Annotated in this window: 22 protein-coding genes; 6 read left to right on the top strand and 16 right to left on the bottom strand. The window is 68.0% G+C overall.

The features are described from left to right. Positions 1 to 28 precede the first annotated feature (28 nt). Positions 29 to 1,999 (top strand): penicillin-binding protein 2, encoded by a 1,971-nt coding sequence (mrdA, locus tag NU688_RS29455; RefSeq protein ID WP_257864377.1) that lies wholly within the window; start codon positions 29 to 31, stop codon positions 1,997 to 1,999. A 122-nt stretch (positions 2,000 to 2,121) separates the two neighbouring features. On the opposite strand, the gene fahA is transcribed toward mrdA, so the two are convergent. From fahA to NU688_RS29425, 6 genes are all read right to left on the bottom strand, one after another. Next, a complete protein-coding gene (gene fahA, locus NU688_RS29450) occupies positions 2,122 to 3,393 on the bottom strand; it encodes a fumarylacetoacetase (protein ID WP_257864376.1) in 1,272 nt (423 codons plus the stop codon). 22 nt (positions 3,394 to 3,415) lie between these two features. Beyond that, positions 3,416 to 4,393 carry a tripartite tricarboxylate transporter substrate binding protein gene (locus NU688_RS29445; RefSeq protein ID WP_257864375.1) on the bottom strand — a complete coding sequence of 326 codons (978 nt, stop codon included), beginning with the start codon at positions 4,391 to 4,393 and terminating at the stop codon, positions 3,416 to 3,418. Further along, on the bottom strand, positions 4,390 to 5,700 hold the full coding sequence (gene hmgA / locus NU688_RS29440) for a homogentisate 1,2-dioxygenase (protein ID WP_257864374.1): 1,311 nt from the start codon (positions 5,698 to 5,700) through the stop codon (positions 4,390 to 4,392). Before hmgA ends, NU688_RS29445 begins: the two co-directional genes overlap by 4 nt. Positions 5,701 to 5,751: 51 nt before the next feature. Continuing rightward, positions 5,752 to 5,949 (bottom strand): DUF2783 domain-containing protein, encoded by a 198-nt coding sequence (locus NU688_RS29435; protein ID WP_257864373.1) that lies wholly within the window; start codon positions 5,947 to 5,949, stop codon positions 5,752 to 5,754. Continuing rightward, positions 5,946 to 7,583, bottom strand: coding sequence for an FAD-dependent oxidoreductase (locus NU688_RS29430; protein WP_257864372.1), 1,638 nt, complete (start codon positions 7,581 to 7,583; stop codon positions 5,946 to 5,948). The genes NU688_RS29435 and NU688_RS29430 overlap by 4 nt, the downstream gene beginning before the upstream one ends. 145 nt (positions 7,584 to 7,728) lie before the next feature. Then, positions 7,729 to 8,688, bottom strand: a complete 960-nt coding sequence (locus NU688_RS29425; RefSeq protein WP_257864371.1) for an MBL fold metallo-hydrolase — start codon at positions 8,686 to 8,688, stop codon at positions 7,729 to 7,731. A 158-nt stretch (positions 8,689 to 8,846) separates the two neighbouring features. Between NU688_RS29425 and NU688_RS29420 the strand changes: the two genes are divergently transcribed. Both NU688_RS29420 and NU688_RS29415 read left to right on the top strand, forming a co-directional pair. Further along, positions 8,847 to 9,737 carry an IclR family transcriptional regulator gene (locus tag NU688_RS29420; RefSeq protein WP_257864370.1) on the top strand — a complete coding sequence of 297 codons (891 nt, stop codon included), beginning with the start codon at positions 8,847 to 8,849 and terminating at the stop codon, positions 9,735 to 9,737. Further along, the gene (locus tag NU688_RS29415) at positions 9,734 to 10,486 is read left to right on the top strand and encodes a Sir2 family NAD-dependent protein deacetylase (RefSeq protein ID WP_257864369.1); all 753 of its coding nucleotides are present in this window, start codon (positions 9,734 to 9,736) and stop codon (positions 10,484 to 10,486) included. Before NU688_RS29420 ends, NU688_RS29415 begins: the two co-directional genes overlap by 4 nt. An 18-nt stretch (positions 10,487 to 10,504) precedes the next feature. Here the strand turns inward: NU688_RS29415 and NU688_RS29410 are convergent, their stop codons facing one another. From NU688_RS29410 to NU688_RS29375, 8 genes are all read right to left on the bottom strand, one after another. Then, positions 10,505 to 10,999 carry a pentapeptide repeat-containing protein gene (locus NU688_RS29410; protein ID WP_257864368.1) on the bottom strand — a complete coding sequence of 165 codons (495 nt, stop codon included), beginning with the start codon at positions 10,997 to 10,999 and terminating at the stop codon, positions 10,505 to 10,507. A gap of 151 nt (positions 11,000 to 11,150) precedes the next feature. Then, complete coding sequence (locus NU688_RS29405; protein ID WP_257864367.1) at positions 11,151 to 11,651, bottom strand: GFA family protein; 501 nt, start codon at positions 11,649 to 11,651, stop codon at positions 11,151 to 11,153. Between the two features lie 20 nt (positions 11,652 to 11,671). Then, a complete protein-coding gene (locus NU688_RS29400; protein ID WP_257864366.1) occupies positions 11,672 to 11,893 on the bottom strand; it encodes a hypothetical protein in 222 nt (73 codons plus the stop codon). 47 nt (positions 11,894 to 11,940) lie between these two features. After that, positions 11,941 to 12,621, bottom strand: coding sequence for a PqiC family protein (locus NU688_RS29395; protein WP_257864365.1), 681 nt, complete (start codon positions 12,619 to 12,621; stop codon positions 11,941 to 11,943). 15 nt (positions 12,622 to 12,636) lie between these two features. Next, a complete protein-coding gene (locus NU688_RS29390) occupies positions 12,637 to 13,593 on the bottom strand; it encodes an MlaD family protein (protein WP_257864364.1) in 957 nt (318 codons plus the stop codon). Between the two features lie 16 nt (positions 13,594 to 13,609). Further along, positions 13,610 to 14,452, bottom strand: coding sequence for an ABC transporter ATP-binding protein (locus NU688_RS29385; protein WP_257864363.1), 843 nt, complete (start codon positions 14,450 to 14,452; stop codon positions 13,610 to 13,612). Continuing rightward, complete coding sequence (locus NU688_RS29380; RefSeq protein WP_257864362.1) at positions 14,449 to 15,615, bottom strand: ABC transporter permease; 1,167 nt, start codon at positions 15,613 to 15,615, stop codon at positions 14,449 to 14,451. Before NU688_RS29380 ends, NU688_RS29385 begins: the two co-directional genes overlap by 4 nt. 133 nt (positions 15,616 to 15,748) lie before the next feature. After that, positions 15,749 to 16,657, bottom strand: coding sequence for a LysR family transcriptional regulator (locus NU688_RS29375; protein WP_257864361.1), 909 nt, complete (start codon positions 16,655 to 16,657; stop codon positions 15,749 to 15,751). Between the two features lie 87 nt (positions 16,658 to 16,744). Here NU688_RS29375 and NU688_RS29370 point away from each other — a divergent pair, with 87 nt between their 5' ends. Both NU688_RS29370 and NU688_RS29365 read left to right on the top strand, forming a co-directional pair. Then, a complete protein-coding gene (locus NU688_RS29370) occupies positions 16,745 to 18,262 on the top strand; it encodes a CoA-acylating methylmalonate-semialdehyde dehydrogenase (protein ID WP_308340341.1) in 1,518 nt (505 codons plus the stop codon). A gap of 160 nt (positions 18,263 to 18,422) precedes the next feature. Then, positions 18,423 to 20,051, top strand: coding sequence for a GMC family oxidoreductase (locus NU688_RS29365; RefSeq protein WP_257864360.1), 1,629 nt, complete (start codon positions 18,423 to 18,425; stop codon positions 20,049 to 20,051). 3 nt (positions 20,052 to 20,054) lie between these two features. Here NU688_RS29365 and tetR read toward each other — a convergent pair whose 3' ends face one another. Then, positions 20,055 to 20,720 (bottom strand): tetracycline resistance transcriptional repressor TetR, encoded by a 666-nt coding sequence (gene tetR, locus NU688_RS29360; protein ID WP_257864359.1) that lies wholly within the window; start codon positions 20,718 to 20,720, stop codon positions 20,055 to 20,057. Between the two features lie 92 nt (positions 20,721 to 20,812). Here tetR and tet point away from each other — a divergent pair, with 92 nt between their 5' ends. Beyond that, positions 20,813 to 22,012 (top strand): Tet(A)/Tet(B)/Tet(C) family tetracycline efflux MFS transporter, encoded by a 1,200-nt coding sequence (gene tet / locus NU688_RS29355; protein WP_257864358.1) that lies wholly within the window; start codon positions 20,813 to 20,815, stop codon positions 22,010 to 22,012. Between the two features lie 4 nt (positions 22,013 to 22,016). On the opposite strand, the gene NU688_RS29350 is transcribed toward tet, so the two are convergent. Next, positions 22,017 to 23,087, bottom strand: coding sequence for an ABC transporter substrate-binding protein (locus NU688_RS29350; protein ID WP_257864357.1), 1,071 nt, complete (start codon positions 23,085 to 23,087; stop codon positions 22,017 to 22,019). Between the last annotated feature and the right edge of the window lie 2 nt (positions 23,088 to 23,089).

Here is a 23,089-nt window from a genome sequence, read left to right as displayed (position 1 = left end):
CTAGCACGCGCCTAAGCTCGCCACCGCCATGACCGAAATCCGCAACGTCGCCGCCGACCTCGCGCGCTTCAAGCGCCGCGTGATCGTGATCGGCCTGGTGGTGCTTTTCGCGTTCGGCCTGCTGAGTGCACGGCTGGTCTACCTGCAGGTCACGCGGCATGAAGACCTGGCCGAGCAGGCCGAGAGCAACCGCACGGCCATCGTGCCGGTGGTGCCCAACCGGGGCTTGATCCTCGATCGCAACGGCATCGTGCTGGCCTCGAACTACTCGGCCTACACGCTGGAGATCACGCCCTCGAAGGTGAACGATGTCGAGGAGACCATCGACAACCTCACGCAGGTGCTCGAAGTCTCGCCGCGCGACCGCCGCCGCTTCAAGCGCCTGCGCGAGGACTCGCGCAGCTTCGACTCCATCCCGATCCGCACCCGCCTGAGCGACGAAGAGGTCGCACGCTTCGCCGCGCAGCGCTACCGCTTCCCGGGCGTGGAGATCAAGGCGCGGCTCTTCCGCAACTACCCGAACGGCGAGACCGGCTCTCACGTGCTCGGCTATATCGGCCGCATCAACCAGCGCGAGAAGACCGCGATGGAAGACTGGGAAGAAGAAGAACAAGCCAACTACAAGGGCACCGACTACATCGGCAAGCTCGGCATCGAGCAGAGCTACGAGAAGACGCTGCATGGCCAGACCGGCGTCGAGCAGATGGAAACCTCGGCCGGTGGCCGCGCGGTGCGCCGGCTTGCGAGCCATCCGGCCACGCCGGGCAACACGGTGATGCTGTCGCTCGACATCAAGCTGCAGAAGCTGGTGGAAGACATGTTCGGCGACCGCCGCGGCGCGCTGGTGGCCATCGACCCCAAGACCGGCGAGGTGCTGGCCTTCGTGAGCAAGCCCACGTTCGATCCGAACCTGTTCGTCGAAGGCATCGACACAGAGAGCTGGAAAGAGCTGAGCGAATCGCTCGACAAGCCGCTTTTGAACCGTGCGCTGCGTGGCACCTACCCTCCCGGCTCGACCTACAAGCCCTTCATGGCCATGGCTGCGCTGCAGACCGGCAAGCGCGGCGCCAGCGTGGTGGTGAACGACCCCGGCTACTTCAATTTCGGCGGCCACCGCTTCGGCAGCCCCGAAGGCAACCTGGGCGGTGTCGACATGCGGCGCTCGATCCAGCTGTCGAGCAACATCTACTACTACTCGCTGGCCAACGAGATGGGCGTGGACCTGATCCACGACTTCATGAAGCCGCTGGGCTTCGGCCAGATCACCGGCATCGACCTGGGCGGCGAGGTGCGCGGCGTGCTGCCCAGCACCGAGTGGAAGCGCAATGCCTACAAGCGGCCCGAGGCGAAGAAGTGGTATGCGGGCGAGACCATTTCGCTGGGCATCGGCCAGGGCTACAACGCCTTCACGATGCTGCAGCTCGCGCAGGCCACGGCCATCGTGGCCGACGGCGGCATCAAGCACAAGCCGCACCTCGTGCTGGCCACGCGCAACACGGTCAGCGGGCAGGTCGTGCCGCTGCCGCAGCCGCCGGCGGAAAACCTCGGTTTCACCGCAGCCAACGTGGCGGTGATCCGCGAGGGCCTGACCAGCGTGGTCACCAGCGGCACCGCGCGCGGCGTGTTCGCGGGCGCGGGCTACCAGGCGGCCGGCAAGACCGGTACGGCGCAGGCGGTGACGCAGGCGCAGAACACCAAGTACAACGCCCGCGCGCTCGAGGAGCACCAGCGCGACCACGCCCTCTTCATGGCCTTCGCGCCGGTCAACAACCCGAAGATCGCCGTCGCGGTGATCGTGGAGAACGCGGGCTGGGGCGCCGGCGCCGCGGCACCCATCGCGCGCCGGGTGTTCGACTACTGGCTGATGGACCAGTACCCGAGCGAGGCGGACATGGCCGCCATCAAGACCGGCAAGGCAGGCGCGCCGATGGGCAAGCCGCGCGTGGCGAGCGAAGTGGCGTGGCCGGTGGCCGCGACGACTGCTGCACCGGCGCCCTGATCGTCTTGCTCCCTCTCCCCCTGGGGAGAGGGTGAGCGGCGATCAAGGCCGCGTGATGTGGTGAGGCCCACTGCCCTCACCCTGGCCCTCTCCCCGAGGGGAGAGGGGACAACACGGGAGCCTCAACCAGCCACCGTGCCGCTGACTTCACCCAGCCCGATACGCACCGCCCCTGCGCGCTCGCAGTAGCCGCGCATGACCAGCGTGTCGCCGTCTTCCAGGAAGGTGCGCTTCTCGCCGTTCGGCAGCGTGATCTGCTGCTTTCCGCCCAGCGTCAATTCCATCAGTGAACCGGCCGCGTCGGGCGTCGGGCCCGAGAGCGTGCCCGAGCCCAGCAGGTCGCCGGGTTGCAGGTTGCAGCCGTTCACCGTGTGGTGCGTGATGAGCTGCGCGGCGGTCCAGTAAGCGGCCTCGGTGGTGTTGCCGCGCGTGAGGCGCGCGGGCGCGATGCCTTCGGCGCGCATCTTCGCGGTCTGCAGCAGCACTTCGAGCGTGATGTCGAGCGCGCCGGCCTCGCGGTTCGACGGCGCATCCAGGTACGGCAGCGGCTGCGGATCTTCGGCTGGCCGTTCGAACTTCGCGCGGAACGGCGCCAGCGCCTCCATCGTCACGATCCACGGCGACAGCGTGCTCGCGAAGTTCTTCGCGAGGAACGGGCCTAGCGGCTGGTATTCCCAGGCCTGCAGGTCGCGCGCCGACCAGTCGTTGAGCAGCGTCACGCCGAACAGATGGTCTTCGGCGTCGCCGATGGCGATCGGTTCGCCGAGCGCATTGCCGCGACCGACGAGAAAGCCCAGCTCCAGTTCGTAGTCGAGCCGCTTCGATGGGCCGAAGCTCGGCTCGACCGCATCGGGCGCCTTGGTCTGGCCCTGCGGGCGCTTGAAGACCTGGCCGCTCACGCCGATGGACGAGGCGCGGCCGTGATAGCCGATGGGCACCCACTTGTAGTTGGGCATCAGCGGCTGGTCGGGGCGGAAGAGCTTGCCGATGGTGGTCGCGTGGTGGATGCCCGTGTAGAAGTCGGTGTAGTCGCCGATGCGGCAAGGCACCGTCATTTCAGCCTTGAATTGCGCCAGCAGCGCCTTCGACCACGCGGCCTGCTTGTCGCTGCCTTCGGCAAGGCCCGCGGAAATCGCGGCGCGCAGGGCCTGGCGGTCCTTCACGCTCGCGCTCATCAGCGCGTTCATGTCGTCGGTATCGACGAGGCCCGCGGCCTTCAGGTCGAGCACCTGGTCGCCGATGGCGACGCCGATGCGGAAAGCCTCGTTGCTGCCGGCCGTGCGGAAGCGGCCGAAGGGCAGGTTCTGGATCGGGAAGTCGGTGCCGGCTTCATTGGCCGAGGCGACCCAGCTGCGCAGCTTGGGGTCATGGGTGGCGTTCAGTGCGATGGTCATGGATGTCTTTCTGTGGATCTGTTCAGTCTGCGGTCATGCCGGCCTTCTTGGCCACATCGCCGAGGCGCTGGTATTCGGTCTGCGTGAGCGTCGCCAGCTCCTGCGCGGTCGAACTGCGCGGCGAGAAGCCGGCTTGCTGCAGCTTGGCCTTCACATCGGGCATCGCGAGCGCTTCGACAAAAGCTTCGTTCAGCGCCTTCACGACGGGCGCCGGCAGGTTCGCCGGCCCGTACACGCCGAACCACGGATCGAGCGCGTAGCCCTTCAGCCCCGCCTCGGCCATCGTCGGCACCTCGGGCAGCGACGGCGAGCGCGCCGGCCCGGCGACCGCCAGCGCGCGCAGCTTGCCTGCCTGGATGTGCGGCAGCGACGCCGGCAGGTTGTCGAACATCAGGCCGATGTTGTTGCCCAGCATGTCGGTGATCGCCGGGCCGCTGCCCTTGTAGGCCACGTGCACGAGCTCGGTGCCGGTCATCTGCGCGAACATCACGCCGGCCAGGTTCATCGAGGTGCCGGCGCCGGCCGTGGCGTAGGGCAGGCCCGGGTTCTTCTTCGCGGCGGCGATCAGGTCGGGCACCGACTTGATCGGCGACACCGCCGGCACTTCCAGCACGATCGTCGAGGTGCCCAGCAGGCTGATCGCGGTGAAGTCACGGCGCGGATCGAAGGCCATCGACTTGTAGATGTGCGGGTTCAGCGCATTGGTCGAGATCGCGCCGAAGCCGATGGTGTAGCCGTCGGGCGCGGCCTTGGCCACCGCGTCCATGCCGATGTTGCCGCCCGCACCGCCGCGGTTGTCGATGAGCACCGGCTGGCCGAGCTTTTCCGAGACCTTCTGACCCACGGTGCGCGCCACCAGGTCGGTGGTGCCGCCGGGCGTGTAGGGCACGATGAAGCGGATCGGCTTCGAAGGGAAGTCCGCCGCGTGCGCGAGCAAGGGCGCAGCGAGCAGGGCGATGGCGGCCGCGCGGCGCGTGATAGGAGCGAAGGTGTTCTTCATGGCTTGAACTGATCCTTCAGGCCGGCCCAGCAGTCGGCGTAATCCGTGTCGAGCGCCGGGCTCTTCAGCGCGAAGTTCGTCGGAATGAAGCGGTAGCGGCTCTCGAACATGAAGGCCAGCGTGTTGTCCAGCTTGTGGGGCTTGAGGTCCGCATGCGTCGCCTTGTCGAAGGCTTCCTCGTCCGGCCCGTGCGGCACCATGCAGTTGTGCAGGCTCGCGCCGCCGGGCTTGAAGCCGCCCGGCTTGGCGTCGTATTCGCCCAGCACCAGGCCCATGAACTCGCTCATGAGGTTGCGGTGGAACCAGGGCGGACGGAAGGTGTTCTCCATCACCATCCAGCGCGGCGGGAAGATCACGAAGTCGCAGTTCGCGGTGCCGGGCGTGTCGCTCGGCGAAGTCAGCACGGTGAAGATCGACGGATCGGGATGGTCGAAGCTGATCGAGCCGATCGCCATGAAGTGCGCCGTGTCGTACTTCACCGGCGCGAGGTTGCCGTGCCAGGCGACCACGTTGAAGGGCGATTGTCTGGTCGGCGCCTTCCAGAAGCGGCCGGCGAATTTCTTGACCAGTTCGTAGGCGCCGCCGTCTTCTTCGAAGGCTGCCACGGGCGCCTGGAAATCGCGCGCGTTCGCCAGGCCGTTCGAGCCGATCGGGCCCAGTTCGGGCAGGCGGAAATGCGCGCCGTAGTTCTCGCAGACGTAGCCGCGCGAAAGACCATCGGGCAGCGCCACCTTGAAGACCATGCCGCGCGGCAGCACCGCGATTTCGCCGGGTTTGACGTCGAGCACGCCGAGCTCCGTTGTGATGACCAAGCGGCCCTGCTGCGGCACGACCAGCATCTCGCCGTCGGCGTTGACGAAGGCGCGCTTCTCCATCGAGCGGCCTGCGAGGTACATGAGCGAGGCCACGCCGACCTGCGAATCGGCATCGCCGTTGGCCGCGACCGTGTGCATACCGTCGACGAAGTCGGCTTCGGCCGCGCCATCGAGCGGCATCGGGTGCCAGCGCATCGGCTCGGGCGGCAGCGCGATCTCGCGGTCGCCGCCGGTGGTCCAGTGCGGCTGCGCATACGGCTGGTAGCGGCCCGACACCACCGAGGGCTGGCGGCGGTACAGCCAGGTGCGGCGGTTCTCATGGCGCGGCGCGGTGAAGGCGGTGCCCGAGAGCAACTCGGTGTAGAGATCGAAAGGCCCGCGCTGCGGGTTGTTGCGGCCCTGCGGCAGGGCGCCCGGTACGGCCTCGGAGGCGTATTCGTTGCCGAAGCCGCCGAGGTAGCGCCGGTCGTCGTTGGCGGAAGCTGGGGTCATGGTGTTCTCTTTCGAAAATCGCGATGAGGTTGGAAGGCGTGGGGCGTTCGCCTAGTGGCTGCGCGCGGCTTCGAAGGCCTCGCGCAGCACGGCGAGCGAGCCGATGTGGTTGGCCAGCACGAGCACGAGGCGCGCGTTGAAGGCGTGGCTTTCTTCGGTGGAAAGCCCCTGGTGCGCCTCGATGAGCGCTTCGTAGAAATCGTCGGGCGCCTCGAGGTTCGGCGTGGTGTTCAGGTGTTGCATGCTCATGCCTTTGCCAGTGCGCGATCGATGGCTGCGCGGATGGTCGCCGCCGTGGGTTGCCGCCAGCGTGCGCACACATGCTGGTCGGGCCGCAGGAGGTAGACGGTACCGGGTTCCGCGTCGTAGCGCACGGTGGCGAGTGCGCCTTCGGGTGTCGTGCCTTGCACGCGCACGATGTGCAGCGGAGCGTCACTGGCCTTCAGCACCTGCGCACTGCGCTCGGCGGCTTCGCCCGCGCCGAAGACCAGTGCGGTGAACTGCTGCCCATGGCATTCGCGCAGCAACCAGCCCGCGCTGCCATCGGCCCGCACGGTCGGCGCATCCGCGGCCGCCGCGCCCGGCACCATCGCGCCCTTGAAGGCATCGGCATCGGCCGTGTTGAGCGGAGAATCGCGCAGCACCGCCGGCACCGAGAGCCGGCCGCTGTTGACCAGCGTGCGCGCGAAGGCGTGGCGCTTGGTCAGCGCCAGCACCGCGTCGCGGAACAGACGGCTCACCTCGCTCTTGGGCGTGATGAAGTCGGTCGCGCGCGTGGAGTGGCGGATGTTCTCGTCGGCTGCGAACTCGCGCTCGCTCGCATAGCTGTCGAGCAGCCCATCGGGCGCTTCGCCCTGCACCACAGCGGCGAGCTTCCACGCGAGGTTGTCCGCGTCCTGCACGCCCGAGTTGGCGCCGCGCGCGCCGAAGGGCGACACGCCATGCGCCGAGTCGCCCGCGAACAGCACGCGGCCGTGGCGAAAGCGCTCCATGCGCTGGCAGGCGAAGGTGTAGACGCTGGCCCAGCCGATCTGGAACTGCACGTCGGCAAAACCGATGCTGTCGAGCAGCGCGCGCACGCGCGGCGTGATGTTCTCGGGCTTGCGCTCTTCCACCGGGTCGGCGTCCCAGCCGAGCTGGAAGTCGACGCGCCACATGCCGTCGGCCTGCTTGTGCAGCAGCACGCTCTGGCCGGGATGGAAGGACGGGTCGAACCAGAAGCGGCGCTCGGTCGGGAGCGGCGCGTCCATCGTGATGTCGGCGATCAGGAAGCGGTCGCGGAAGGTGCGGCCCTTGGCCTCCTGGCCGAGCAGCTGCCGCAGATTGGAACGCGAGCCGTCGCAGGCGGCGACGTAGCTGGCCGCCAGTTGATAGTTGCCGTCGGGCGTCTCGACCGTGAGCACCGCACCGTCGTCGCGCTGCTCGATGCCCGTCACCTTGTTGTTCCAGCGCAGGTCGATCAGCGGCAGCGCGGCGGCACGTTCGACGAGGTAGCCCTCGACGTAGTACTGCTGCAGGTTGATGAAGGCGGGCCGCTCGTGGCCGGGCTCGGGCAGCAGGTCGAAGCGGTAGACCTGCTCGTCGTGGAAGAACACCTTGCCCACGCTCCACGACACGCCCTTGTCGACCATGCGGTCGCCGCAGCCCAGGCGGTCGAACACTTCGAGCGAGCGCTTGGCAAAGCAGATCGCGCGCGAGCCGCTGGAGAGGGTGTTGTCGTTGTCCAGCAGCACGACAGGCACCTGGCGCAGCGCGAGGTCGATGGCCAGCGTGAGGCCGACCGGGCCGGCACCGACGATCACCACGGCGTGACGGGCTGGGGGCGCTGCGTCCTGGTCGGCGTGGCGTTGGTAGTCGAAGCGCAGACTTTGATAGTCGATCACGTTTGTCTCCGTGTCTTTTGTCTTTGTCTTGCTCCTTCCCCTTCCGGGGGAAGGTTGGGATGGGGGCAAGCGGCGCTCGAAACTGGCGCTCTGCCTGCCCCCACCCCAGCACTCCCCCAGAGGGGAGGGAGCAAGGCAATACCGGTCAGCCTTCCAGCGCCTTCCACATCTCGACGTCCCGCTCGGCCGTCCACACGCGCGGATCGGCATGGCCCGAAGCTTCGTCATACGCCCGGCTCACGTCGAACGGCATGCAGTGGTCGAAGATCACCCACTGGCTGTACTTGGGCTTGAGCTTCGCGTAGGTGTCCTTGTAGACCGTGTTCAGGTCGCGCCCGGCCTTCACGCCTTCCTGCACGCTGGCATACACGTCGGAGATGAAGTTGCGCGTGCCCGTCAGGCCCTCCGCCACCTCGGCCGGCGTGGTGAGCGCGGCGCCACGGCCCGGCACCAGCGCGGCGGGCTTCAGGGCGGCGATGTTGTCCAGCGTCTGCGGCCAGTCCTGGAAATAGGCGTCGCCGGCATACGGCGTGGCGCCGAACTCGACCAGGTCGCCCGACAGCAGCGTGCGCTCCTGTGGCAGCCAGACGACCGTGTCGCCCTTGGTGTGGCCGCGGCCCAGCTGGATCAGCTGCACCTCGAGCTTGCCGAGCCACAGCGTCATCTTGCCGGTGAAGGTCAGGGTGGGCCAGGTGAGGCCCGGGGGCACGGTCTCCACGTTCTGGAACAGGCGCGGGAAGCGGCCGATTTCGCTGGCCTTGTCGGCTTCGCCGCGCTCCACGATCAGGTCGCGCGTGTCCTGGCTGGCCAGGATGTGCTCGGCCCCGTAGCCTGCCGCGCCGAGTACGCGCACCGCGTGGTAATGGGTGAGCACCACGTACTTGATGGGCTTGTCGGTCACTTCGCGGATGCGGCGCACCACGTCGGCGGCCATGGCGGGGGTGGCCTGGGTGTCGGCGACCAGCACGCAGTCGTCGCCGATCACGATGCCGGTGTTCGGGTCGCCCTCGGCGGTGTAGGCCCAGGCGTGCTCGGAGATCTGGCTGAAGGTGATCTTCTTCTCTTCCATGTCGGCCTGGCTGGCGAACTTCTTGGCTTGGCTCATCGTGTTGTCTCCGGTCTGTGTGGGGTGGAAAGCGACTTGTTGGAATTCGTTTAGGGCGAACGAATTCGCGGATAACGAATTTCCGCAGTGTAAGCCGCAGATCAGTTAATGTCTAATCCCTTCTTCATGAACGAACCAGCGGCTGGCCCGCGACCCAGGTGACCAAGGACTCCAGCGACACCCCCGAGACCGACCGCGCCGCCCAGCGCGGCATCCAGAGCATCGAGGTCGGCGGCCAGCTGTTGCGTGCGCTGGTGCACCACGGCCGGCCGATGGCGCTGAAAGACCTGGCGCGCGAGGCCGACATGACGCCCGCCAAGGCCCACCCCTACATGGTGAGCTTCGGGCGGCTCGGGCTGATCGAGCAGGACCGCGCCAGCGGCCACTATCTGCTCGGTCCGCTGGCCTTGCAACTGGGGCTCATCAGCCTGCAGCAGGCCGACCCGGTGCACATCGCCACCCCGCTGCTCAGCCCGCTGGCGCAGCAGATCGGCCACACGGTGGCGCTGGCGGTGTGGGGGGCGCGCGGCGCGACCATCGTGCGCACGGCCGAATCGCCGTCGCCGGTGCACGTGAACATGCGGCACGGCACGGTGTTCTCGCTGACCAACACGGCCTCGGGCCGCATCTTCGCGGCCTACCTCGATGCCGACGCGGTGCGGCAACTGCTCGAGGAAGAGCGCCAGCGCCAGCGCCAGAAGCCGCGCAAGGGCGCAGCCGCCGAGTCCGCCGCCCCCGCCGGCATGCCGCCGGTGCAGCCGCTGCCCTCGTGGAGCGACTTCGAGCGCCAGTTGAAAGAAGTGCGCGAACACGGCATCAGCCGCTCCGACGGCGAGGTGATCGTGGGCGTGAGCGCCATGGCCGCGCCGGTGTTCGACCACACCGGCGCCATCGTGCTGGCCGTGACCGCCATCGGCCCGGCCGGCATCTTCAACACCGCGTGGGACGGCGAACTCTCGCGTGCACTCAAGGCCTGCGCGGGCACCGTGTCGCAGCGACTTGGCGCGCCCGTCGCGGGACCTTCCGATATCCGAAAAACAGAGCGATGACGCGACCCGACGCCACAGACACAGCCTCTTCTTCCCCGCTAGCATCCGCCATCGCGCTGCTGCGCGACGCCCGGCGCATCGTCGTCTTCTCGGGCGCTGGTTTGTCCCGCGCCTCGGGCATCCCGACCTACCGCGATGCGGACGGGCTCTGGAAAAGCCAGAACGCCCTGCAGTTCTCCCACGCCGAAGACCTCAAGCGCGACCCCTCGGGCTTCACGAAGTTCTGGGGCCAGCGCATGTCGGTCGTCGAATCGGCCCTGCCCAACCCGGGCCACCGGGCGCTCGCGCAGTTGCAGCGGCTGCGCCCGGCGACGCGGCTGGTCACGCAGAACGTCGACGGCTTGCTGACCCAGGCGGGCGGACTCGACGTGCTCGAACTGCATGGGTCGCTGCGCCGCTGGCGCTGCGACCACTGCGGCAACCGCAGCGGCCCCTGGCCCTTTCACCGGTGCCTGCGCTGCGGCTCGCACGCACGGCCCGACGTGGTGATGTTCGGCGAGATGCTCAACCCCGGCGTGCTGCTCGAGGCGCAGGTGGCGGCGCAGGAATCGGACCTCTTCATGGTGGTCGGCAGCACGACCATCGTCTATCCGGCGGCCGAACTGCCCGAGCTCGCGATGGCGCACGGCAGCCGACTCATCACGCTGAACCTGGAGCCGCTGCCGCACCTGGACGATTCGGCGGCAGTGGTGTTGCGCGGGACTTCTGAAGACCTGTTGCCGCGTCTGCTGGCGGGGCTGGGCAGTTAGGGCTGCACCACTTCTCTGTCAGTTGATGCGCGCGTTGGTGAACTGCATGTCTTCGAATCGGCTGCCCGTGAAATCAACCTGCTCGCCGACCAGGTCGACGGCGTTCACCTGCTGGCCCCGGCAATCCAGCAGCTTGACCTGCGACCAGTGGCTCGCATCGAAATTCAGCGAGATCAGGTTGCAGTGACTGAGCGTGCAGTCGCTGAAGGTGCTGGCCTTGAGTTGCGATGCGGCGAAGGTGCAGCCCACGAATGAACAGCCGCTGATCCTGATGCGCTGCATGTCGCACTGGCTGAACGAGCAGCCGGTGAAGCGGCACGCCGTCCAGGCGGCGTCCACGAAGCTGGTGGAGCCGAAGCGGCTGCCGTTGAAGGTGCTGGACGTGAAGGTGATCAGGCCGAGATCGAGGCCCACGTAGACATTGCCGTCGCTTTCGCCCGCCAGCCCCGCGGGCGCGCCGCCGGTGCCTTTGCGCCATTTGTCGTGGTCTTGGATGATCTGAAGAGAGCTCATGGAAGTGCGCCAGAAATGAAGGAGGGCGCATTGTGCGAAGGCCTCCGTGGCGCAGGAACGAGGAGAAATGTTCCGGCCACCATTGCAGCGCAGGCACCGTGACGGATTGCATGGAGGCTGGCCTGGCGCCGCCCCAGCCTCCTTCTTATTGCTAACCCCGCAATGCACGCCAGCGCGCAAGACTCGCCGCTGGCCAGTGGTCCTTCCGCTCGTAGTACTCGTGCACCGCCGGCGTGCCGGGCGGCAGCACCACCCACGGCTGCTTGGACATCGTGAAGATGTGCAGGTCCGGCGGCAGGCGGTCGGGCGTGTCGAGCGTGCCCACGCGCACGAAGCACACGGCGTCGCCGGCGCCTGCGTAGTGGCTCCACAGGGCGACGTGACAGCGCGGGCAGCGTGCGTATTTCTGGCCGCGTCCGCTGGCCGAGGGCGTCAGCACGAAGTCGACCGTGCCTTGCGGCATCTGCAGCTGCGCGGGTTCGATCAGTGCATTGAGCGCGAAGGACGATCCCGTTTCCCGCTGGCACCAGCGGCAGTGGCAGCAATGCACGAACAGCGGCGGGGCCGTCATGCGGTAGCGCACTTCCCCGCAGGTGCAGCCGCCATCCAGCGGCGTGAAGACGTTGTCGTTGCTGTCGCCGGCGTCGGCCATGGCGATGCGCGGGCGGGCGCTCAGCCCTTCTTGCCGCCCAACAACACCAGTGCCCCGCCCACCACGATGGCGGCCACGCTGGCCCAGGCGGGGAAGTTGACGGTCTGCTTCTCCTTCACCGAGAACTCCAGCGGGCCGAGCTTGGCCTGGTGGGTTTCCTTGGTGAAGCTGAAGCCGCCCAAGCCCAGCGCGGCGATGCCCGCCACGATCAACAGGATGCCGACGATGCGTGTGACGTTCATGGGGCGGGTCTCCTCTCGGTGGTTGGGCTGTGCGAACGGCCCCGAGCTTACTGCCGGGGCTGTTGCTGCTGCAGCTGATCCATCCATTGCGCGACCTCGGCCACGGCCGCGTCGCTGGCGGCCGCGAGCGCCTTCACGCCGCCGGGCGCGTCGGCGCTGGGCGCGGGGCGGCGCACCGTGAAGGTCTTCTGGCCCAGCACGCGGTCGCCGCCGGTGGTGCCGCGAATCAGCGTGGCGCGCAGCCGCACGAGGCCCGCGCTGCTGCTGGCCGAATCGAAGTAATGGCTGAACTCGTCCAGCGAGATGCGCAGCGTGTCGGGCACCTCGCCCTTGCTGCGGGCGATGGTGGCGCTCTCTTCCGGGCCGAGCACGGTGCGGCGCTCGGCGAGCGTGTCGCGCAGCCGCTGGCGCAGCAACTGCGCGGGCGCCTGGCTCCAGCGCGACTGGCCATAGGGGCGCAGTTCGTTGGCGTCCGCGTAGCCGAGGCGGTAGAGGATCTGCGTGCCGTCGAGGCGCGTGTTGGCATCGATCTCGGCCAGCGCGAGCGTCGGCAGCGCCGCCGGTGCGGGCGCGCCGGCGGCCGGCGTCGTGGCTGCAAGGCCGGGGCCGAAGTCATACAGCGTCGTGCGCGCCGGCTTGTCGGGCAGCGCGCCGCAGCCGGCGACCAGTGCCGCAAGGCCGATGCCGGCGAGAACCGTGGCAATGGAATGGGGGGTGGTTGTCTTCATGCTCGTCACCTTCGATCAAGGGCGCGCGGCCGGCGCGGAGAAACCCGGCTCGCCCGGCCCCGCCGCGGCGCCGCCGTTGCCGAACAGCAGCGACTGCGGGTTGTCGTTGATGCTGTCCGCCGCGCGGCCCAGCCGGCGCACCGCGTGCGAGGTGTCGTCGGCCACGCGGTTCACGCGCGGCAGCGTGGCGGCATTGAACGAATCGACCGCCTGCGCGAGCGCCTTCGTTCCATCGCTCAGCCGCTCGACCGGCCCGTCGGGTGCGTTCAGCCGGCCCACGGTGGTGTTGAAGTTGTTGGCCACGCGCGAGACGTCGCCGGCCGCCTTCTTCACCGTGCCCAGCGTCTCGGGCATCGCGGCCAGCGTCGGGTTCAGGCCGGTCTTCACCGTGGTGTCGAGCGTCTTGAGCAGCGTGTTGGCGCTGGCCGAGGCGGCGGCGATGTTCTCCAGCGCATCGGCCGCGCGCTTCTGGTTCGGATCGCTCAGCAACTGGTTGGCGCGCTTGGTCACTTCCTCGACCTGGTTGATGATGGCCTCGCCGCGGTCCTGCAGCTGCGCAAGCATCGAGGGCTTGAGCGGAATGCGCGGCGGATCGTCGTCGTTGGGCTTGAGCGAGACGTTCGATTCGCCCTTGTCGTCCAGCGCGATGAAGGCCAGGCCCGTCACGCCCTGGTAGCTCAGCGTGGCAAAGCTGGAGGTGGTGAGCGGCACGCGCTGATCGACCGTGATGCGCACGCGCACGTTGCCCTTGACCTTGGGATCGAAGTCGATCGACGCCACCTTGCCGACCGCGATGCCGCGGTAGCGCACCATCGCCTGCGGCTGCAGGCCGCTGACCGCGTCGCGGGTGGAGAGCTCGTAGACGTTGCGCACGGTGTTGTCGCGCGTGAACCAGATCACCAGCCCGACGAGCACGGCCAGGAGGCCGAGCACGAAGGCGCCGGCGGCGAGGGCATGGGCCTTGTTTTCCATGGTGGCTACCTACCTTTCAGCGCGGTGCGGCTTCGGGCCGCGGCGCGTGTTGTTCTGTGGCTGGCTGGTCATGCAGCGCCTCCAGGGCGCGCTGACCGCGCCCTCCCAGAAAGTATTCGTGGATGAACGGATGCGGGTAGGCGATGACCTCGCGCGCCGTGCCGCTCACGATGACTTTCTGGTCGGCCAGCACCGCGATGCGGGTGCTCAGGTCGAACAGCGTGTCCAGGTCGTGCGTGACCATCACCACCGTCAGGCCCAGCTCGCGGTGCAGGCCGCGCAGCAAATTGCAGAAGCTGTCGGAGGCCTCGGGGTCCAGTCCCGCCGTGGGTTCGTCGAGCAGCAGCAGCGGCGGGTCCATGATGAGCGCGCGCGCCAGCGCCACGCGCTTGATCATGCCGCCCGACAGGTCCGACGGGCTCATGTTGGCGTGCCGCGGTTCGAGGCCCACCATCTGCAGCTTCACGAGCGCCGCGTGGCGGATCAGCTCGTCGGGCAGCAGCTTCAATTCACGCAGCGGAAACGCAATGTTCTCCAGCACGCTGAAGGCGGAGAACAGCGCCCCGTGCTGGAACAGCATGCCGACGTTGGCCGCGCCCGAGGCGCTGAGCTCGCCCGGCTGCTGGCCCAGCACCTCGACCACGCCCTGCGTCGGCTTCTCCAGCCCGAGGATCTGGCGCAGCAGCACCGTCTTGCCGGTGCCCGAGCCGCCCACCAGCGAGAGCACCTCGCCGCGGTCGATGTGCATGTCCAGGTTGCGGTGCACCACCTGCTCGCCGTCGGCGCTCTTGAACACCGTCCAGAGCTTGCGGATGTCGACCACGGTGGGGTCGTCGCGGGTGGTGGTTGCGGCGTTCATCCGCGGAACCCTATGCCCTTGAACAGCACCGCGAACAACGCGTCCACCAGGATCACTGCGGTGATCGAGGTCACCACCGACGAGGTGGTGCCGCGCCCCAGGCTCTCGGTGTTGGGCTTGACCTTCATGCCGAAGTAGCAGCCGATCAGCGCGATCAGGATGCCGAACACCGCCGACTTGGCCATCGCGAGCCAGAGGTTCGCGATCGGCACCGCGCGCGGCAATGCAGACAGGAAGTAGGCCGGCGAAATGTCGAGCGCCGCGTCGGCCGCGAGCATGCCGCCCAGCAGCGCCGCCATCGAGGTCCAGAGGCTGATGAGCGGCATCGCGATCGCCAGCGCCAGCACGCGCGGCATCACCAGGCGAAAGCCGTGCGGGATGCCCATGACGCGCATCGCGTCGAGCTCTTCGGTCACCCGCATCACGCCGATCTGCGCGGTGATGGCCGAGCCCGAGCGCCCGGCGATCAGCACCGCGGCCAGCACCGGCCCGAGCTCGCGCACCAGCGAGAGCCCGAGGATGTTGACCACGAAGGCCTCGGCGCCGTAGTTGCGCAACTGCTGCGAGATCAGGTAGGCCAGCACCACACCGATCAGCAGCCCGACCAGCGCCGTGATGTGCAGCGCCGTTGCGCCGAACTGGTAGAGATGCCCCGAGAAATCGCGCCACGGCCCGCGGTGCGGTGCGCGGATCAGCCGGCCGACGTCGAGCGCGAGCTGGCCGATGAGGCCGACGAAGTCGCGCGCCACGACCATCGCGCGCGGCCCGTTGTGCGAGAAGGTGCGGATTCGGTCGGCCAGCGTCTTGGGCGGCTCGTCCGGCGTGGCGACGGTGTATTGCGCCACCTGGTCGAGCACCGCCTTGTGCTGCGCTTCCATCTCCAGCGTGGCGGGCCATTCGTGGCGCCAGTGCTCCCACAGGAGCTGCGCGCCGATGTGGTCGAGTTGTTCGATGGGGCGCAGGTCCCAGGCACGGTCGTTCGCGGTCGGCGCCGCTTCCAGGCTTTTGGAGAGCGCCTGCCAGGCGGGAAACGACGACATGCCCAGCGCGGTCCAGCGGCCGGTGGCCACCGTCCATTGGCGGCCTTCCTGCTCCTGCTGCGCGACACGCGGCCACACGCTGTCGGCGGCTTGGGCGTCGGCAGTCGGGGTGGCGGAAGGCATGGGACGGATGAGCAGAAAGTAAACAAATAGCCGGTTTTGGGGGACGCGCGCATCGTAACCGGGTGCATCCCGCACCCATGTGCTCCAGACCCCTCATTGGCGTAGGGCGGAGCGCCGTTTTTTCAGCTTTTCTTCAGTTCCAGGCCTTGGCCAGCGCGTCCCAGGCGCTCGCGATCACCGGTTCGTCGCGCCGTGATGCGAGCGAGACGAAACGCAGGGCGCAATCGAGCTGCACCCGGTCGGCCATGGCAAGGCCGTGGGCCTGGCATTCGCGGATCGCAATCGAGTCGCGCACGAGGCTGAGGCCAATGCCCGACTTCAGCAGGTCGAGCATCGACGCCTCCTGGTCGACCATGGCCACCCGCCGCGGCGCGAGGCCGAGCGGCGCGAACACGCGCTCCAGCAGCCGGTGGTGCGCCGACTCGGGCGGCGTCGCGAGCCAGGGCAACGCGGCCAGCGCTTTCCAGTCGCGGCCCTGCACCTGCGGGCCCCAGCCGGCGGGCGCGACCACGCGGTAGGTGAAGCGGGTGAGGGTGCGGACCGAGAGCGCAGGCGTTGTCGCGGTCTGGTCGTCGTCGCCGGGGTCGAGGTGAAACCCCACATCCAGGTCGCCGCGCAGCACCTGTGCCAGCACGCTGCCGCTCATGCCGTGGCGCAGCTCGGTCTCGATCTGCGGCGCGGCCTCGACCAGCTCGCGCAGGAACACGCCCAGGCGCGTGAACTCCGGATCGAGGATGGTGCCGATGCGCAGCGCCCCGCGCACCGTGCCCTGCAGCTTGCGCGCCGCCTGCTGCAGGTCGCCCACGGCGGCCAGCACCCGCTCGGCCTGCGGCAGCATCGCCGCGCCGTCGGCCGTGAGCGCCAGCCCGTGCGGCGTGCGCGTGAAGAGCACGAGCCCGGTTTCCTCGGCAAAGCGCTTGAGCTGCAGGCTCACCGCGGGCTGCGTGAGGTGCAGCCGCTCGGCGGCGCGGGAGACGTTGCCTTCCTTCGCTGCGAGAACGAAGGCGCGCAAAATCTGGAGGTCCATGGCGGCGGTAGTCATATAAGTCCGATTTATAAGCCCGTGGCGCCGAATTCATTGGCCTTTCCTTCGAGGAACAGGCCAAATTGCCCCCAAGGAGACCCCAACATGTCCATGAATATCAGAAATATCGATCACCACATCGCCGGCCTGCCGGCCGCCAACACCTCGGGCCGCACGCAGGACGTGACGAACCCCGCCACCGGCGCCGTCACCGGCAAGGTCGGCCTCGCCGACGCCGCGCAGGTCTCGGCCGCCGTGGCCGCCGCGCAAGCCGCCTTCCCGGCCTGGGCCGACACCCCGCCGATCCGCCGGGCGCGCGTGATGTTCAAGTTCCTGCAGCTGCTCAACGAGCACAAGGACGAGCTCGCCCACCTCATCACCGCCGAGCACGGCAAGGTCTTCACCGACGCGCAGGGCGAGGTCAGCCGCGGCATCGACATCGTCGAATTCGCCTGCGGCATCCCGCAACTGCTCAAGGGCGACTTCACCGACCAGGTGAGCACCGGCATCGACAACTGGACGCTGCGCCAGCCCCTGGGCGTGGTCGCCGGCATCACGCCCTTCAACTTCCCGGTGATGGTGCCGATGTGGATGTTCCCGGTGGCCATTGCCGCGGGCAACACCTTCGTGCTCAAGCCCAGCCCGACCGACCCGAGCCCGTCGCTGCTGATCGCCGAACTGTTCAAGCAGGCCGGCCTGCCCGACGGCGTGTTCAACGTCGTGCAGGGCGACAAGGCGGCGGTCGATGCGCTGCTGGAACATCCCGACGTCAAGGCCATCAGCTTCGTGGGCTCCACGCCCATTGCCAACTACATCTACGAAACCGGCGCCCACCACGGCAAGCGCGTGCAAGCCTTGGGCGGTGCGAAGAACCACATGGTGGTCATGCCCGACGCCGACATCGACCAGACGGTGGATGCGTTGATCGGCGCGGGCTACGGCTCGGCCGGCGAGCGCTGCATGGCGATCAGCGTCGCGGTGCTGGTGGGCGATGTGGCGGACAAGGTGATTCCGAAGCTCATCGAGCGCACGAAGACGCTGAAGGTCTTGAACGGCACCAACCTCGCGGCCGAGATGGGCCCGATCGTCACGCGCGCGGCGCACGAGCGCATCACCGGCTACATCGCGCAAGGCGAGAAGGAAGGCGCGAAGCTCCTGGTCGATGGTCGCTCGTTCGACGGCAGCGTGGCGGGCGAAGGCTGCGGCGACGGTTTCTGGATGGGCGGCACGCTGTTCGACCACGTCACGCCCGAGATGCGCATCTACAAGGAAGAAATCTTCGGCCCGGTGCTCAGCTGCGTGCGCGTCGAGAACTTCAAGGACGCGGTGGACCTCATCAACGCCCACGAGTTCGGCAATGGCGTGAGCTGCTTCACCCGCGACGGCAACGTGGCGCGCGAGTTCAGCCGGCGCATCCAGGTGGGCATGGTGGGCATCAACGTGCCGATTCCGGTGCCGATGGCGTGGCACGGTTTCGGCGGCTGGAAGAAGAGCCTGTTCGGCGACATGCACGCGTATGGCGAAGAGGGCGTGCGCTTCTATACCAAGCAGAAGTCGATCATGCAGCGCTGGCCCGAGAGCATCGGCAAGGGTGCCGAGTTCGTCATGCCGACGGCAAAGTAGGCCCACCCCCGACTCTCGCGCACTTCGTGTCGCTCGCATCCCCCCTCGAGGGGGCGCTCCCGGCGGCCCGGCAAAGCCGGTTCCTCGGGAGCACTGGCAAGACATGGGTGCGGGGGAACATCGCGCGCCCCAGAAAAGAACAACCAGATTGGAGACACCGTTGAGCGACACCACCTTCGACTACATCATCATTGGCGCAGGCACTGCCGGTTCGCTGATCGCCAACCGCCTCTGCGCCGACAAGACCAAGCGCGTGCTGCTCATCGAGGCCGGCCGCAAGGACGACTACCACTGGATTCACATTCCAGTCGGGTATCTCTACTGCATCGGCAACCCGCGCACCGACTGGCTCTACAACACCGAGCCCGATGCGGGCCTCAACGGCCGCACGCTGCGCTATCCGCGCGGCAAGACGCTGGGCGGGTGCTCGAGCATCAACGGGATGATCTACATGCGCGGCCAGTCGCGCGACTACGACCAGTGGGCCCAGCTCACCGGCGACGACGACTGGCGCTGGCAGAACGTGCTGCCGGCGTTCAAGAAGCATGAAGATTTCTACCTCGGCGCCGACGAGATGCACGGCGCGGGCGGCGAATGGCGCGTCGAGAAACAGCGCCTGCGCTGGGACATCCTCGATGCGTTCGCCGAAGCGGCGGTGCAGGCCGGCGTGCCGCACACCACCGACTTCAACCGCGGCAGCAACGAAGGCGTGGGCTACTTCCAGGTCAACCAGAAGAACGGCTGGCGCTGGAACACGGCCAAGGCGTTCCTGCGGCCCACCTGCTACGGCCGCCCCAACTTCGAGCTGTGGACCGGCGCACAGGTCTCGCGCCTTCTTTTCGAGACGCAGCCCGACGGCACGAAGCGCTGCACCGGCGCCGAGGTGTGGAACGGCAGCGAGATGAGCACCGCGCATGCCGAGCGCGAAGTGATCCTCTGCGCGGGCGCCATCGGCTCGCCGCAGATCCTGCAGCTCTCGGGCGTCGGCCCGGCCGAGTTGCTGCGCCAGCACGGCATCGACGTGGTGCTCGATGCGCCCGGCGTCGGCGCCAACCTGCAAGACCATCTGCAGATCCGCGCGGTCTACAAGATCGATGGCGCGCCTACGCTCAACGTGCTCGCATCGTCGATGCTTGGCAAGGCGAAGATCGGTCTCGAATACCTGTGGAAGCGCAGCGGCCCGATGAGCATGGCGCCGTCGCAGCTGGGCGCCTTCACGCGCAGCTCCGACGCCTACGAATGGCCGAACCTCGAATACCACGTGCAGCCGCTCTCGCTCGATGCCTTCGGCGATCCGCTCCACAGCTTTCCGGCTTTCACCGCGAGCGTGTGCAACCTCAACCCGACGAGTCGGGGCTCGGTGCGCATCAAGAGCAAGCGCTTCGAAGATGCGCCGGCCATCGCGCCCAACTACCTGAGCACGGATGAAGACCGCAAGGTGGCCGCCGATTCGCTGCGCGTGACGCGCCGCATCGCCGCGCAGCCCGCGCTCGCCAAGTACAAGCCCGAGGAGTGGAAGCCCGGCGTGCAGTACCAGAGCGACGAAGATCTCGCGCGCCTGGCCGGCGACATCGCGACCACCATCTTCCATCCGGTGGGCACCACGAAGATGGGCGCCGACGGCGACCCGATGGCAGTGCTCGATGCGAAGCTGCGCGTGCGCGGCATCCAGGGCCTGCGCGTGGTGGATGCGGGCGCGATGCCCACCATCACGAGCGGCAACACGAACAGCCCGACCTTGATGATGGCCGAGAAGGCCGCGGGCTGGATCGTCGAAGCCAACCGCTGAGCTTCAGCGGCGCGCTGCGGGCTTGCGCCGCGCGGCCTTGGGCTCGTCGCTTTCCATGTTCGCAAGGCGCGCCTTCGCGCCTTCGATCATGAGGTCCACGCCGATGTCGAACATCGCATCGGGACCGGCCTTGCGGTAGCTGGCGAACGCCTCGGCCAGCAGGGGCCGCGATGCCGCGGCGGCATCGAGCGTCTGCTGGCGCGCTGGCGCGTCGTCGGGCGCCGCCTGTTCCTCCAGCACGCAGCCCACGGTGTAGCGGCCCAGCGCGATCATCAACGCCATCGCATCTGTTGCCGGCAAGCCCCGGTTGACCACGGCTGCAAGCTGGGCCTCCACCATTTCCAGGTCGCCCGGGTCGGGCTCGGTGCCCGCATGCAGGCGCGCACCGTCGCGCCGTGCCAGCAGCGCACGGCGGAAGCTGCGCGCGTTCTCGCGCAGGAACTCTCCCCACGACTCGCCCTCCAGCGGCAGCCGGCGCTCGTGCGCGCGGCGCAGGATTTCGCCGCTCATCGCATCGAGCAGCGCGCGCTTGTTCTTGAAATGCCAATACAGCGCGGGCTGCTGCACGCCGAGGCGCTCGGCCAGCAGCCGGGTGCTGAGCTTGTCGATGCCGACCTCGTCGAGCAGCGCGAGCGCCGCCTCGAGGATCACTTCACTGTCCAGTTTCATGCCGTTCTCTGTGCCCGTGTCAGGGCCAATGGGTGGGGGTTCACAGCCCAGAATTTATCGCTGATAATTCCTTATCAACGATAAATTTCAACATGTCTTCTTCCTTTCTCCCAAGCGGCCGCCCGGCGCAGGCCGTGATCCTCGCGATCGCCACGCTCGATGCCATCGGCATCAGCCTGGTCATGCCGATCGTGCCGAGCCTGCTGCGCGAGGTCGGCCACACCGGCGATCTCGGCTGGCACTTCGGCGCCTTTCTCTCGCTGTATGCGCTGATGCAGTTCCTCTGCGCGCCCGTGCTCGGCGCGCTCAGCGACCGCTTCGGCCGCCGGCCGGTGCTGCTGGTGTCGGTGGCGGGCGCTGCGATCGATGCGCTCTTCATGGCCTTCGCGCCCTCGCTGTGGATGCTGTTCGTGGGCCGCGCAATCGCGGGCATGACCGGTGCGAGCACGGCGGTGGCTTCCGCAGCCATCGCCGACCTCACGCCCGCGGACCAGCGCGCGCGCTGGTTCGGCCGAATGGGCGCCTGCTTCGGCCTGGGCTTCATCGCCGGGCCGGCGATCGGCGGCGTGCTCGGCGACCACGGCGTGCGGCTGCCTTTCATTGCGGCCGCGGTGCTCAACGGGCTGACCTTCCTCGTGGGCCTGCTGGTGTTGCGCGAGTCGCGCCCGCCGGCGCTCGCGTCCAAGCCCTTTGATCGCAACGTGCTGCATCCGCTCGCGTCGCTGCGCTGGGCCACAGGCTTTCCCGCACTGCTGCCGATCCTCGGTGTCTTCCTGGTGCTCGTGCTGGTGGGCGAGGTCGCCGGCACGACCTGGGTGATTCACGGCGAAGACCGCTACGCCTGGAACGGCACCACGGTCGGCCTTTCGCTCGCGGGCTTCGGTCTGATCCATGCGCTGGTGCAAGGCATCCTGGCGGGTCCGCTGGTCGAGCGCTGGGGCGAACGCGTGGCGATCGCGGTCGGCACCCTCTCCGACTGCACGGCCTACGCGCTGATCGCCTTCGCCTCGCAGGGCTGGATGGCGCTCGCGCTGCTGCCGTTCCTGTGCATGGGTGGCGTCGGCCAGCCCGCGCTGCAGGCGATGCTCTCGCGCCGCGTGGGCGAGGCCGACCAGGGCCGGCTGCAAGGCGTACTCGCGAGCATCTCCAGCCTGGCCTCGGTGGTCGGCCCTCTGCTGATCAGCTCGCTCTACTTCGCGTTCCGCATGCGCTTCCCGGGCATCGTGTGGCTGGCCGGCGCCGTGCTCTATCTGCTGTGCCTGCCGGTGCTGATGCGCAAGACCGCGACCTGATCATTTACTTCTCGATGGTCTTGTTCCAGCGCGAATTCCATGCAGGGCGGTTCGCGTTGATGCTTTCCCAATCGATGGTGATCGCCGTCTTCATCCACTTGTTGATGTCCGCCACCTGCGTCGCGCCTTCGCCCACGGCCGGCGCCTTGGGGTTGGTCGGGATCTGCGCGCCGTACTGAAGCACGTTGGCCTGCGCGAGCGGGCTCAGCAAGAACTCGGCGAGCTTTTGCGACAGCTCGGGCTCGCTGTTGTTGGCGATCACGCACTGGCCCACCATCAGCACCACCGCGCCTTCCTTGGGCGGCGCGTACTCGACCGGAATGCCCTTGACCTTGAGCGCGGCCACCGCAGTGGGCGTGAGCGGGAAGATCGCCGCCTCGCCCGTCTGCACCATCTCCGAGAGCTTGGCCGAGCTCGGGATGTACTCCAGCACGTTCGGTCCGATGGTGTTCGGCCAGGCCTTGAAGCCGGGCTCCACGTTCTTGTCGTTGCCGCCCTGGATGCGGTTGAACATCAGGAAGCCGTGCAGTCCGAACGAGGACGACGACATCGACTGGAACACCACCTTGCCCTTGAACTTCGGGTCGGCCAGGTCCATCCACGAGGTGGGCGCGGCCCAGCCCTTTTCCTTGAACATCTTCGCGTTGTAGGCCAGGCCCGTCATGCCCAGGCTCACGCCGCTGGCCATGTCGTCCTTGAAGCGCGCGGCCGGGTAGATCTCGGCGAGCGACGGGTTGGGCTTCTGCTTCTGGCACAGGCCCATGCCGATGGCGCGCACCATGATTCCGTCGTCCAGAAACATCACATGCATCTGCGGGCGGTCCTTGTTGGCCTGTGCCTTCGCGAGGATGTCCGACGAAGTGCCCGGCACCACCACCACCTTCGCGCCGTACAGCTTCTCGAAGGCCGGGAACACGTACTGCGTGTACGCCTTCTCCATGGTGCCGCCGTTCATGCCGATGTAGAGCGTCTTGGTCTGCGCGCTCGCCGCGCCGCTTGCCGCGAGCAGCGAAACCGCCGCTGCCCCGAGCAGGGTCCGGCGAAGGGAAAAGGTCTTCTTCTGGATACGGGACATGG

Origin of the sequence: Variovorax sp. ZS18.2.2 (assembly GCF_024701975.1) — a bacterium.
Taxonomy (GTDB): Bacteria; Pseudomonadota; Gammaproteobacteria; order Burkholderiales; family Burkholderiaceae_C; genus Variovorax.
This window is presented reverse-complemented; position numbering and strand designations above follow the sequence as displayed.